Source organism: Luteococcus sediminum, assembly GCF_054783495.1.
The window spans coordinates 204,520-215,991 of the sequence record NZ_BAAGQL010000013.1 but is presented as its reverse complement, the minus strand read 5'-3'; the positions used below and the strand labels follow the sequence as shown (position 1 = coordinate 215,991).

Annotated in this window: 12 protein-coding genes; 7 read left to right on the top strand and 5 right to left on the bottom strand. The window is 69.2% G+C overall.

The genetic code is table 11. The features are described 5' to 3' along the window. Window positions 1-4 precede the first annotated feature (4 nt). From ACYVKA_RS07845 to ACYVKA_RS07815, 7 genes are all read left to right on the top strand, one after another. Window positions 5-1,102 carry a DMT family transporter gene (locus ACYVKA_RS07845; RefSeq protein WP_460704363.1) on the top strand — a complete coding sequence of 366 codons (1,098 nt, stop codon included), beginning with the start codon at window positions 5-7 and terminating at the stop codon, window positions 1,100-1,102. A gap of 79 nt (window positions 1,103-1,181) precedes the next feature. Beyond that, entirely contained in the window at window positions 1,182-1,874 is a 693-nt protein-coding gene (locus ACYVKA_RS07840) for an urease subunit gamma (protein WP_460704361.1), read from the top strand. Next, a complete protein-coding gene (gene ureC / locus ACYVKA_RS07835; protein ID WP_460704359.1) occupies window positions 1,871-3,583 on the top strand; it encodes an urease subunit alpha in 1,713 nt (570 codons plus the stop codon). Before ACYVKA_RS07840 ends, ureC begins: the two co-directional genes overlap by 4 nt. A gap of 79 nt (window positions 3,584-3,662) precedes the next feature. Further along, window positions 3,663-4,133, top strand: a complete 471-nt coding sequence (gene ureE, locus ACYVKA_RS07830) for an urease accessory protein UreE (RefSeq protein ID WP_460704357.1) — start codon at window positions 3,663-3,665, stop codon at window positions 4,131-4,133. Beyond that, window positions 4,130-4,768: an urease accessory protein UreF gene (locus ACYVKA_RS07825; RefSeq protein WP_460704355.1), complete on the top strand. Its 639-nt coding sequence runs from the start codon at window positions 4,130-4,132 to the stop codon at window positions 4,766-4,768. Before ureE ends, ACYVKA_RS07825 begins: the two co-directional genes overlap by 4 nt. A gap of 8 nt (window positions 4,769-4,776) precedes the next feature. Beyond that, complete coding sequence (gene ureG / locus ACYVKA_RS07820; RefSeq protein WP_460704353.1) at window positions 4,777-5,397, top strand: urease accessory protein UreG; 621 nt, start codon at window positions 4,777-4,779, stop codon at window positions 5,395-5,397. After that, entirely contained in the window at window positions 5,394-6,266 is an 873-nt protein-coding gene (locus ACYVKA_RS07815) for an urease accessory protein UreD (protein ID WP_460704351.1), read from the top strand. Before ureG ends, ACYVKA_RS07815 begins: the two co-directional genes overlap by 4 nt. Window positions 6,267-6,380: 114 nt before the next feature. On the opposite strand, the gene ACYVKA_RS07810 is transcribed toward ACYVKA_RS07815, so the two are convergent. The 5 genes from ACYVKA_RS07810 to ACYVKA_RS07790 are packed head-to-tail and all read right to left on the bottom strand — an operon-like array spanning window position 6,381 to window position 11,442. Continuing rightward, complete coding sequence (locus tag ACYVKA_RS07810; protein ID WP_460704349.1) at window positions 6,381-6,998, bottom strand: ABC transporter ATP-binding protein; 618 nt, start codon at window positions 6,996-6,998, stop codon at window positions 6,381-6,383. Further along, on the bottom strand, window positions 6,995-7,927 hold the full coding sequence (locus tag ACYVKA_RS07805) for an ATP-binding cassette domain-containing protein (protein WP_460704347.1): 933 nt from the start codon (window positions 7,925-7,927) through the stop codon (window positions 6,995-6,997). Before ACYVKA_RS07805 ends, ACYVKA_RS07810 begins: the two co-directional genes overlap by 4 nt. Continuing rightward, on the bottom strand, window positions 7,924-8,787 hold the full coding sequence (locus tag ACYVKA_RS07800; protein WP_460704345.1) for an ABC transporter permease: 864 nt from the start codon (window positions 8,785-8,787) through the stop codon (window positions 7,924-7,926). The genes ACYVKA_RS07805 and ACYVKA_RS07800 overlap by 4 nt, the downstream gene beginning before the upstream one ends. Next, the gene (locus ACYVKA_RS07795; protein WP_460704343.1) at window positions 8,780-9,835 is read right to left on the bottom strand and encodes an ABC transporter permease; all 1,056 of its coding nucleotides are present in this window, start codon (window positions 9,833-9,835) and stop codon (window positions 8,780-8,782) included. The genes ACYVKA_RS07800 and ACYVKA_RS07795 overlap by 8 nt, the downstream gene beginning before the upstream one ends. Beyond that, the gene (locus ACYVKA_RS07790; RefSeq protein ID WP_460704341.1) at window positions 9,808-11,442 is read right to left on the bottom strand and encodes an ABC transporter substrate-binding protein; all 1,635 of its coding nucleotides are present in this window, start codon (window positions 11,440-11,442) and stop codon (window positions 9,808-9,810) included. The genes ACYVKA_RS07795 and ACYVKA_RS07790 overlap by 28 nt, the downstream gene beginning before the upstream one ends. Window positions 11,443-11,472 lie beyond the last annotated feature (30 nt).

Genomic DNA, 11,472 nt, shown 5'->3' with positions numbered 1-11,472 from the left:
GCCAATGAAACACGACTCGACCAACGCGGGCACGGCCGCGGCCGTGCCCGGTGCTGCGCCCGGGAAGCAGATCGGAGCAGGCAAGGCTGCGGTCATCCTGCTGATCGGCATTGCCGCGTTGGCCTTCACCGCCCCCTGGGTGAAGCTGGCCAATTTCGAACCGGCCACCTCGGCCATCCTGCGCGTCGGGCTGGCAGCCATCGTGTTGCTGCCCTTCGCGCTGCGTGAGCGCGCTCGCTCCGGTTCCCTCAACCGCACAGGTGTCACCCTCTCGATCCTGTCCGGAATCTTCCTCGGCATCGATTTCACCGCCTGGAACTACTCGATCTTCTTCGTCGGCTCGGGCATCGCCTCGATCCTGCTGAACCTGCAGGTCATCATCCTGCCCGCCCTCGCGGCGGTCTTCGACAAGTACAAGGTGCCGAAGAGCTACTTCGTCCTGGTGCCGATCATGATCTTCGGCGTGGTGCTCAGCGGTGGTGTCTTCGACAAGCCCGAGGTGGACCCGACTGCCGCCACCCACGTCTACGGGGTGCCGATCGCCATTCTCGGTACGATCCTGGGCATGACTTCGGGTGTCTGCTACGGCATCTACCTCTACGCCAGCCGCAAGGCCTCGACGGTGAACCCCGGCCGCATCGTGCAGCCGATGCTGCTCACCTGCCTGGCCCAGCTGGTCGCCCCCAGCATCTGGGCCCTCGTCTCGGGCCGTGGCCTGGACTTCACCAATGGCGTCATGACCAACGGCAAGCTGGTCATCGATGCCAACCTGCCCGTCTCGGCCCCGATCGTGGGTGACCCGATCACCATGACGAACTGGTTCTGGATGCTGGTGCTGGCCGTGGTCGGCCAGGCCGTCGCGTGGACCTTCGTGCAAATCGGCTCGGTGCGCCTCGACACCACCATCGTGGCGGGCCTGCTGCTGCTGAGCCCGATCTCCACGGTCGCCTTCATCGCCCCGCTGATGTTCGGTGAGCAGCCCTCGCTGCTGCAGTGGCTGGGCGTGGTCCTGGTGCTGGCAGCCGTGGCCTACCAGAACGGCCTGATCCAGGCCCTGATGCGCAAGATCAAGGGCGAGTCCGCCCCCACAACCACCCCGTGAGCACGAAGGGTCGGGATGGGATCCACCCATCCCGACCCTTCGGCAGCACCACCAGGCTCCAATAATCCAAGGAGGAACAGTGCGGATCACACCGCGAGAACAAGAGAAGCTGCTGATCTTCGTGGCAGCTGACGTCGCTCGCCGTCGCCTCGAGCGCGGCGTCAAGCTCAACCATCCCGAGGCCGTGGCCTACATCACCGCCGAGCTGCTGGAGGGAGCGCGTGACGGCCGCACCGTCGCCGACCTCATGACCGCGGGCACCGGCATCCTCACCCAGGCCGATGTCATGGAGGGTGTCGCCGAGCTGATCGATGTCATCCAGGTGGAGGCCACCTTCCCCGACGGCACCAAGCTCGTCTCGGTGCACGACCCGATCCGCCGCGACGATGCCCGTCACCTGGCCAGCGCCGAGCGCAAGACGCGTGGCCCGGGTGCTCGCCCCGGCGAGATCATCCTCAACAACGAGCCCGTCATCATCAACGAGGGCCGCGAGACGATCAGCCTCGAGGTCAAGAACACGGGAGACCGCCCCGTCCAGGTGGGTTCGCACTACCACTTCGCCGAGGTCAACGAGGCCCTGGAGTTCGACCGCGCCAAGACGGTCGGCTTCCGCCTCGACATCCCCGCCGGAACGGCTGCCCGTTTCGAGCCGGGTGACCAGAAGACCATCACCCTGGTCGCCTTCGGTGGCAACCGCAACATCTACGGCTTCCGCAGCGATTACGACTGCTCGGTCGACGAGGCCAGGGCCAGCAAGGAGGACGCATCATGAGCCAGAAGCTTGATCGCCGTCAGTATGTCGATCTGTTCGGACCCACCACGGGCGACGCCGTCCGTCTGGGTGACACCGACCTGTTCGCCGTGATCGAGGAGGACAGGGCCGTCTACGGCGACGAGTCCGTCTTCGGCGGCGGCAAGGTCATCCGTGACGGCATGGGCCAGAACTCGCGCACCTGCCGCGATGCCGACATTCCCGACACCGTCATCACCAACGCGATGATCATCGACTACACCGGCATCTACAAGGCCGACGTCGCCATCCGTGACGGCCGCATCATGGCCATCGGCAATGCCGGCAACCCCGACGTCCAGGAGGGCGTGGACTTCACCATCGGTGTCGCCACCGAGATCATCTCGGGCGAGGGCAAGATCCTCACCGCCGGCGGCATCGACACCCACGTCCACTTCATCTCCACCGACCAGTTCGGCACCGCGCTGGCCTCCGGCCTGACCACGATGATCGGTGGTGGCACCGGCCCCGCCGAGGGCACCAAGGCCACCACGATCACGCCCGGTGAGTGGCACATCAAGCGGATGCTGCAGTCCACCGACGACTTCCCGATGAACATCGGCATCCTCGGCAAGGGCCACGGCTCCACGCTGGACTCGGTCTCGGAGCAGATCAAGGCCGGCGCCTGCGGCCTCAAGGTGCACGAGGACTGGGGCTCGACCCGTTCCTCGATCGACACCTCGCTGAAGGTGGCCGACGAGTACGACATCCAGGTCGCGATCCACACCGACACCCTCAACGAGTTCGGCTTCGTGGACGAGACGATCAAGGCCATCGACGGGCGGGTCATCCACACCTTCCACACCGAGGGTGCCGGCGGCGGTCACGCCCCCGACATCATCAAGGTGGCCGGCCTGCCGAACGTCCTGCCCGCCTCGACGAACCCGACGCTGCCGTACACGCAGAACACGATCGCCGAGCACATGGACATGTTGATGGTGTGCCACCACCTCAACCCGGCCATTCCCGAGGACGTCGCCTTCGCCGACTCCCGGATCCGTGCCGAGACGATCGCCGCCGAGGACGTCCTGCACGACAAGGGCGTCTTCGCCATCACGTCGTCCGACTCGCAGGCCATGGGTCGCGTCGGTGAGGTCATCACCCGCACCTGGCAGGTGGCCGACTCGATGAAGGCCCAGCGCGGTGCGCTGGAGGGCGACTCGGAGTTCAACGACAACAACCGCATCAAGCGCTACATCGCCAAGTACACGATCAACCCGGCGATCGCGCACGGCATCGGCGACGAGGTTGGCTCGGTCGAGGTCGGCAAGTTCGCCGACCTGGTGCTGTGGGAGCCGAAGTTCTTCGGCGCCAAGCCCGAGGTGGTCATCAAGGGCGGCATGATCGCCATGTCGGTCATGGGTGACTCCAACGGCTCCATCCCCACCCCGCAGCCGCGGACCCTGCGCAATGCCTTCGGCGCGCACGGTCGGGCCCGTGGTGAGGGCAGCCTGGTGTTCATCTCGAAGGCGGCCAAGGAGGCCGGTGTTCCCGAGGAGCTGGGCCTGACCAAGCAGGCCTATGCCGTCCACGGGATCCGTGACCTCACGAAGTCCGACCTCAAGCTGAACTGCGAGACGCCGGAGATCTCCGTCGACGCGCAGACCTACGAGGTCTCGATCGACGGGGAGGTGCTGACCTCCGAGCCCGCCGAGCGCGTGGCCCTGGCTCAGCGCTACTTCCTGTTCTGATCCCCACAAGGTGGCGGGGGGAGGCGGCCCAAACGGGTCGCCTCCCCCCGCCACCCCCCTGCCCATCACAGGAGACACGATGTTGATCACCAAGATCCACGGGAACGTGCACGAGTCGCCGTTGCCCGCGGACACCCACGTCGAGACCATCACCATGCCCAGTGCCCAGCTGGTCAAGCGCATCCAGCGCCTGCGCACCGACCACGGCACCGAGGTCGGACTTCGGCTGCCCACGGGATCGCCGGACCTCAAGGACGGGGACATCCTCTCCCTCCAGGACGGCAATGCCGTCGTGGTGCGAGTGGAGGCCACCGACGTGCTGGTCATCCGGGCCAGGAGCATCCACGAGATGGCGGTCACCGCCCACACCCTGGGCAATCGTCACCTGCAGGCACAGTTCTTCACCGCGGACTCCGAGTACGGCGCCGAAGTGATGGTGGTGCAGTACGACCACACCGTCGAGGCCTACCTGCAGCAGGCCGGCGTCGAGTACGACCGCCAGGAGCGCATCATGCCGGTGCCCTTCCGTCACAGTGAGCACACACATTGAGATCGCTGTCGCTGCTGCTGCAGATCAGTGACTCCGCCCTGCCGACGGGCGGATTCAGCCACTCCTTCGGTTTCGAGCAGTACATGTCGCGCAGTGAGATCACCGACGCCGACAGCTTCTCGAACTGGCTGCGCGTCTACGTGGCCAACCAGCTCACCTTCACCGATGCGCTGTTGATCCGACTGGCCCACGAGGGCATGGACGAGCAGGACCTGGCCGATCGAGCCATCGCCTGCACCGTGCCCAGCCAGATGAGGGCGGCCGACCACGCCATCGCGATGCGACTGCGCAAGATCGGCGTCGAGGCACTCGGTCTGCCTGCGCCGTCGGCAGAGCTGGCGCATCCGGCACTGGAGTATGCCCGCATCGCCCGGCACTTCGACGTGCCGATGGAGGACACCGTGGTGGGCCACCTGACCGGTACCGTCACGAACCTCACCCAGAATGCGGTGCGCGGCATCCCGATCGGCCAGTCCCAGGGACAGCTGGTGCTGACGGCTGCCCACGGCTGGATCGACCAGGTGCTCGCCACCCTTCCCACCCTTGACAAGAATGATCTTGGCACGGTCGCACCCGGCCTCGAGATCGCCCAGATGCAGCATGAGCGCCTGCGGGCGCGCATGTTCATGAGTTAGGAGCAGACATGAGCAACGATGGACCCATCCGCATCGGCGTCGGCGGCCCCGTGGGTGCCGGCAAGACCCAGCTGATCGAGCGTCTCACCCGCCGCATGTCCCAGGACGTGTCCATGGCGGCCATCACCAATGACATCTACACCATCGAGGACGCCAAGATCCTGGCTGCCAACGGTGTGCTGCCCGAGGACCGCATCATCGGCGTCGAGACCGGCGGCTGCCCCCACACGGCCGTGCGCGAGGACACCTCCATGAACGACGCGGCCATCGAGGAGATGATGCGTCGTCACCCCGATCTCGAGGTCCTGTTCATCGAGTCGGGCGGTGACAACCTGTCGGCCACCTTCAGCCCGGAACTGGTGGACTTCTCGATCTACGTGATCGACGTCGCCCAGGGCGAGAAGATCCCGCGCAAGGCCGGACACGGCATGATCAAGTCCGACCTGCTCGTGATCAACAAGACCGACCTGGCCCCCTATGTGGGCGCCAGCCTCGAGGTCATGCGCGAGGACACCCTCCGTGTGCGCGGCGAGAACCCCTTCGTCTTCACCAACCTGAAGACCGACGAGGGCCTCGACGAGGTCGTCGAGTGGGTCAACCGCGACGTCCTGATGAACGACCTGGCATGACGTCGCTGGGTTTCCGCAAGGCCGAGCGCCTGCCAGAGGTGGCCGGGACACTGAACCTGGTGGTGTCGGCCGTCGACGGGCGCTCCGGCCCGGTCCACACCGAACACTCCGGAGTGCTTCGCCTGATGCATGCGCTGCACCTGGACGACTCCGGCCAAGTCACCTATGTGGTGGTCAATCCCGGCGGGGCCTATTTCGGTGAGACCTATCACCTGAAGGCCGAGGTGCGTCCTGGCGCGAACCTGCTGCTGGCCGCACAGGGGGCCACCCGCATCTACCGCACCCCGAAGGAGCCGGCCGTGCAGCTGGCCGATTTCCGGGTGGGGGCCGGGGCACGCTTCGAGTACGTGCCGGAGCAGACCATCGCCTACAAGGACGCGAACTACCGGCAGGTGACACGCCTGGTGGTCGCGCCGGACGCCCAGGCCTTCGTGGGGGAGGTGGTGACCCCCGGCTGGGCGCCGGACGGTTCCCACTTCGCCTATGCCGGCATGCGCCTTCGGCTCGACGTGCTCAGCGAGGACGGGAACCGGGTGTGCACCGACAATGTCTCGGTGACCCCCTCCCAGATCGGTGAGGCGATCAGCGGGGTCGGCTACCTGGAGGGCTGTTCCCACATGGGAAGTGCCCTCGTGGTGGGGCCGCAGACCGCCAGCCCGGGCTATGTGGACCAGGTCAGGGAGGCGGTGGATGCCTCGGGCCTTCAGCGGGTCGGCGTCACCACCGGCAGGCGCCACGGCATCGACTGGCTGATGCTTCGAGGCCTGGCGGACTCGACCCAGGAGCTCACCCGACTGGTGCTCGACGTCAACGAGATCGACCGCAAGGCCACCACCGGCCAGGCGAGGCTCGACCTTCGCCGCTACTGAGCCGAGGCACAGCCTGAGGTCCGGGGGGCTGGGAGAGGTCATCTCCCGGCCCCTCGTGCGTCTGTATGGGTCCGTGCTGCCCCGCAGTCCTGGACAGCAGGCGGGTGGCTGGTTTCAGTTCAGCTCGACGACGCGGTCGGCCCAGGCCGACAGGAGTTTCTCGTCGTGGCTGATGGCCAGCACCCCCAGCCCGTCGGCGGCGCGTCGGCGCAGCACCTGCACCACCTGTGCGGTGGTCACGGAGTCGAGCATGGCGGTGGCCTCGTCGCAGATCAGGTAGCGGGGGCGGGCCGCGAGGGCCCGGGCCAGGGCGGCCCGCTGCAACTGGCCATCGCTCACCTCGTCGGGCAGGCGGTCGAGCAGGTCGTCGGTGAGGCCCACCTCTGCGGCCAGCCGGTGTAGCTGATCGTCGACATCCGCACGCCGGGGGAGCGTCTCGGCGATCACCTGGCGCAGCCTCATCCGAGGGCTGCAGGAGCGGCGGGGGGACTGGAAGAGCATCGCGATGTTTCCGTCCATACGTCCCCGCGGAGCCGGCGCCCGTCCGTCGCAGGAGACCTGGCCATCCTGCACCGGCACCAGCCCGGCCAGGGCCCGGGCCAGGGTGGTCTTGCCCACACCGCTGGGCCCGCGCAGCCCCACCGTCTGGCCGGGATCCACTGTCAGGCTCACCCCGTGGAGCACCGTGCGGCCGTCGAAGGCCACTGTGACATCGCGTGCCGTCAGGCTCATGGTCGTCCTCCGTGCAGTCGGCTGGCGAAGTCCGCCCGGTCGTCCAGGTCGGTCAGGGCTGGCGGATGCCCCGGGACGGGGTGCAGGCCATTGCGCGGCAGTGCTGCCAGCAGGGCGCGCGTGTAGTCGTCCTGGGGCGTGCTGAGCAGCCGTGCGGCCGGTCCGTGCTCCACGATGTGTCCGGCGTACATCACTGACAGGTCATCGGCTGCCTGGATGTCGATCAAGGATGAAAGATCATGGGTGATGAGCAAGATGGCCATGCCATCCAGGGCCAGTTCGCGCAGCGTTGACAGCACGGAGGCGCGAAGTTCCGGGTCGAGTGCGGCCGTCGGCTCGTCGGCCACCAGCACCTGGGGACTCCCGGCCAGGGCGGTGGCCAGGGCGGCCCGGGCGGCCAGACCCCCGGACAGTTCGTGCGGATAGGCGGCCAGCGCCCAGGGGGGGAGCCCGGCGCGCTCGGCCAGCGACTCGGCGTCGCGACCGTCGCGCAGCGCCCGTAGCACCTCGGCCAGCTGGGAGCCGACGGTGCGGGTGGGGGTGAAGGCGGTCGCCGGCGACTGCGGGACGGCGCTGACCAGCTGTCCACGCACCTGGCGCCACAGCGTGTGATGTGGCCGTCCCAGCGCCGGGGTGAGGTCCACACCGGCCACCTCCACACGGCCTTGTACACGAGTTCCTGGCGGCACCAGACCGCTGAGCACCGAGGCCAGGACGGACTTGCCGCATCCCGACTCTCCCACCAGGGCATGCACCCGGCCCCGACGCAGCGTCAGGTCCACCTGCGTGGCCGCGTGGACCCAGGAGCCGTGGGCATCGCGGCGGGCGGGGATGCGCAGGGTCAGTCCTTCGATCGTTGCCGTGGTTTCGGGGGCCGTGGTTTCGGGGGCCGTGGTCTCGGGGGCCGTCATTTCGGGGGTGGTGGTCATTGGTCCAGTCGTCCTTCCGTGGAGGGGGCCAGGCGCTGGCGCAGGACGGTGGCCAGGCCGGCGACGGCGAGGGTGGTGGCGACCAGCAGCAGGGCTGGAAGGACCAGCGTCCACCAGGCGCCCAGGAAGATCTCGGCGCGCGAGATCTCCAGCAGGGTCCCCAGGGAGGGGCGGTCCGGTGGCAGTCCGAAGCCCAGGAAGGACAGGGTGGACTCGTGCCAGATGGCATGCGGCAGGGTGAGGACCATCGCCACGGCACCCTGGCCGGCGGCGGCTGGCAACAGGTGCCGGCGCACCACGGCCCAGCGGCTCGCCCCGGCAAGGTAGGCGGCATCCACATGGTCCATCCGGTGCGTCGCCAGGGTCACCGAGCGTACGACGCGGGCCACCGGCGGCCAGTGGGTGAGGGTGATGGAGGCGATGATCGCCACCGGGGAGCCGGGGAAGAAGGCCACTACGACGATTCCCAACAGCAGGTGGGGCAGTGCATTGGTGGCATCGGCCAGCCGCATCAGCAGCCCGTCGCGCCACCCGCCCGAGGCGGCGGCCAGGGTCCCCACCAGCATGCCGAGCAGGGTGGACAGCACGGCGCACAGGCTCGCCACCAGCAGGCTGATGCGCAGGCCCAGAGCGGCCCGCAGGAACAGGTCGCGCCCGGCATTGTCGGTGCCGAACCAGTGGCTGGCCGAGGGTGGCTGGCGGGCCTGGTCCAGGCGCACCTCGTGCCAGCCGTCCGGGGCCAGCGCCGGTGTGAGGATGACATAGCAGGCCAGCACCACGGCCAGGGCGGCAGAGGGCAGCCAGTTGCGGCGAGGCGCGGTGGCAGTCGAGGCGGGGGCCTCCAGTGCGAGGTCAGTCATCGGCGCGCACCCTGGGGTCGAGCAGGAGCAGGCCGATGTCTGCCAGCAGCGAGCCGGCCAGCACCAGCGCCGCGCTGGCGACCGTGAGGAAGGCAAGCAGGGGCATGTCGAGGGTGCGAGCCGAGTCGACCATGGCGGCGGCAAGCCCGGGCCAGGCGAAGATCTCCTCCACCAGCACGGCCCCCACGATCAGCTCGGGCAGCCGGACCCCGACCAGGGTCACGACCGGCGCCAGCGTCATCGGCCAGATGTGGCCGCGCACCACCTGCCGCCAGGGGAGCCCCCGGACGACGGCGGCGCGGACCGCGTCCGAGGCCAGCGCCTGCTGGGCCTCGTCACGGATGGCCAGCACCAGCCACGGTGCCTGGGAGATGCCCAGTACCAGGGCCGGCAGCACCAGGTGGTGGAGTAGTGTGAGTGGCCCGCCCTGCCCATTGCTGGGCAGTGCGCCGCCGGCCGGGAACCAGCCGGTGGCCAGCGCACCCGCGACGATGGCCCCCAGTCCGAGCACGAAGGGTGGGATGGACTGGGCGACCACGGCCAACCCCTGGACCGCGCGGTCCGCGATCGATCCCGGACGCATGGTGCCCACCATGCCCCCGGCCAGGCCCAGGACGAAGGTGACGACCAGGCCTGCGGCCGAGAGCAGCAGCGTCCAGGGAAGCCGTTGGGCCACCAGCTGCGCCACCGGCATCGCCAGGCTGCGCGAATGGCCCAGGTCGCCGGTCAGCAGGCTGCCTGCCCAGCTCGCCCAGGCCACGCCCCAGGGCTTGTCGAGGCCGAGGCTGGCGGTGAGGCTGGCGCGCTGGGCGTCGCTGGCGGTGGGGTAGCGGTCGCCCAGGTAGCCCACCAGGGGGTCGAAGGGGGAGAGCTCGGCCAGCCAGAACAGCGCCATCGAGATCGCCACCAGCAGCGGGACCGCCACCAGCAGGCGGCGCAGCACCAGCCGGCCGATCTCGCGGCCACGTCGTCTGCGACGGGCCCGGGTGAAGTCCTGCCCCGTCACCTGTTCCCGGCCGGTCACCGGGTCCACGAACCGACCCGCCACCAGGGGCCCCAGCCGACGCCGTGGGTGTGGGGCTCGATGGTCAGCGGGCCATGCTTCCAGTCGTCCTCGCGCATCACATAGGTGTGGTCGGCGAAGACCAGCATGATGTAGGCCGGGTCGTCGAGGTACTCCTGCTGCACGGTGCGGTAGAGCCCGTTGCGGGTCTTGGTGTCGGCGGTGCGACGGGCCCGGTCCAGGGCTGCGTCGATGGCGGGGGTGGACACCCGTGACGGGTTGTCGTAGATCGAGGTGCCGGGCACCGGGCTGTGCAGCGCCGCGAAGAGCTGGGTGTCGATCGAATAGGGCTTGTCGCCACCACCCAGCAGGATGCCGAGACTGGACAGGCGGGGCTCGATCTTGTCCCAGCCGAGGGCTTCCAGGCGCACGTGGACGCCGACCTTCTTCATGTCGGCGGTGAAGGCGGTGGCCAGGTCGCGGCGCAGGCTGTCGGTGGGGTCATAGGCGAGGGGGAAGGCGGCGGGCTGGCCGTCCTTGGTGCGGATGCCGTCGGGGCCCATCGTCCAGCCGGCCTCGTCCAGCAGGCGCTGGGCGGCCTCGGGGTCGTGGTCGAAGGTGGCGGTGGGGTCGTGGGCCTCGCCGTGGACGGGGGAGACCGGGGTGTGGGCGGGACGGCCGTGGCCGGCCAGCAGGGTGTCCACCATGGCCTGGCGGTCCACGGCCAGGTTGAGGGCACGCCGCACCGTGGCATCCCGGGTGAGTGGGGAGTCCGCGGGCAGCGAGACGCCGCGCCAGTCGGCGGTGTGGGCCTGCACCACCTGCAGGCCGGCGGCTCCGCTGAAGCTGCCGGCCAGGGCGGGTGGCACGACGGTGCCGTCGAACTCGCCGTTCCTGGTGCGCAGGACGCGGGCGCTGTCATCGCTGAGGCGCACCGTGGTGATCGAGCCGACCTGGGGTGTTCCGCGCCAGTGGTCGGCAAAGGCGGTCAGCTCGGCGCGCTCGGGGGTCAGGCTCGTGAGGCGGTAGGGGCCGGTCCCGACGGGCTGCTGGTTCAGCGAGGACTCGGTGACGGGGCCCGGGGTGAGCTTCTGGGACGGGGCGATGGCCAGCAGCAGCCGGGCGGGGAAGTCGGCATAGGGGTACTTGAGGTGGAAGGTGACCTCTTCCCGGCCGTCCTTGGCGGCGGAGGTGACCTCGTCGATCATCTCGAAGGCGGAGGCGATCTCGGATCCGGAGCGCGGGTCGAGCACCGCCCGGTAGGTGGCCACCACGTCGGAAGCGTCGAAGTCGGTGCCGTCGTGGAAGCGGACCCCGGGGCGCAGGGCGACGGTCCACTGGGTGAGCTCCGCGTTGTGGCGGGGCATGGCGCTGGCCAGGGCTGGGGTGAAGCCGGGCAGCTCGTCGGGCTTGGTGGGGTCGAGGGCGAGCAGTCCGTCGTAGATGGGGGAGACGCCGAGCTCGCCGTGACCGGCCACGGGGTTGTAGGAGTCGGTGCCGAAGGGGTCCGCGAGCGTGAGTCCCTGCGCCGAGGCGCCTGATGAACTGGGTGCCGCCGGCGGGGTGGCCGGAGTGGGCAGGGAGCAGGCCCCCAGGGCGGCCAGGGTGGCCACTGCCAGGGCGGCGCGGCGTCGCAGGGTGTGCACGGTCATGTCTTCCTCCGGCGGCGGGTGTCGGATGCG

Bases quoted from the DNA above. Each gene is read 5' to 3' on its own strand.
- ureE (WP_460704357.1), top strand. From the start codon at position 3,663: ATGTTGATCACCAAGATCCACGGGAACGTGCACGAGTCGCCGTTGCCC.
- ureC (WP_460704359.1), top strand. From the start codon at position 1,871: ATGAGCCAGAAGCTTGATCGCCGTCAGTATGTCGATCTGTTCGGACCC.
- ACYVKA_RS07805 (WP_460704347.1), bottom strand. From the start codon at position 7,927: ATGACCACCACCCCCGAAATGACGGCCCCCGAGACCACGGCCCCCGAA.
- ACYVKA_RS07845 (WP_460704363.1), top strand. From the start codon at position 5: ATGAAACACGACTCGACCAACGCGGGCACGGCCGCGGCCGTGCCCGGT.
- ACYVKA_RS07810 (WP_460704349.1), bottom strand. From the start codon at position 6,998: ATGAGCCTGACGGCACGCGATGTCACAGTGGCCTTCGACGGCCGCACG.
- ACYVKA_RS07790 (WP_460704341.1), bottom strand. From the start codon at position 11,442: ATGACCGTGCACACCCTGCGACGCCGCGCCGCCCTGGCAGTGGCCACC.
- ACYVKA_RS07815 (WP_460704351.1), top strand. From the start codon at position 5,394: ATGACGTCGCTGGGTTTCCGCAAGGCCGAGCGCCTGCCAGAGGTGGCC.
- ACYVKA_RS07800 (WP_460704345.1), bottom strand. From the start codon at position 8,787: ATGACTGACCTCGCACTGGAGGCCCCCGCCTCGACTGCCACCGCGCCT.
- ureG (WP_460704353.1), top strand. From the start codon at position 4,777: ATGAGCAACGATGGACCCATCCGCATCGGCGTCGGCGGCCCCGTGGGT.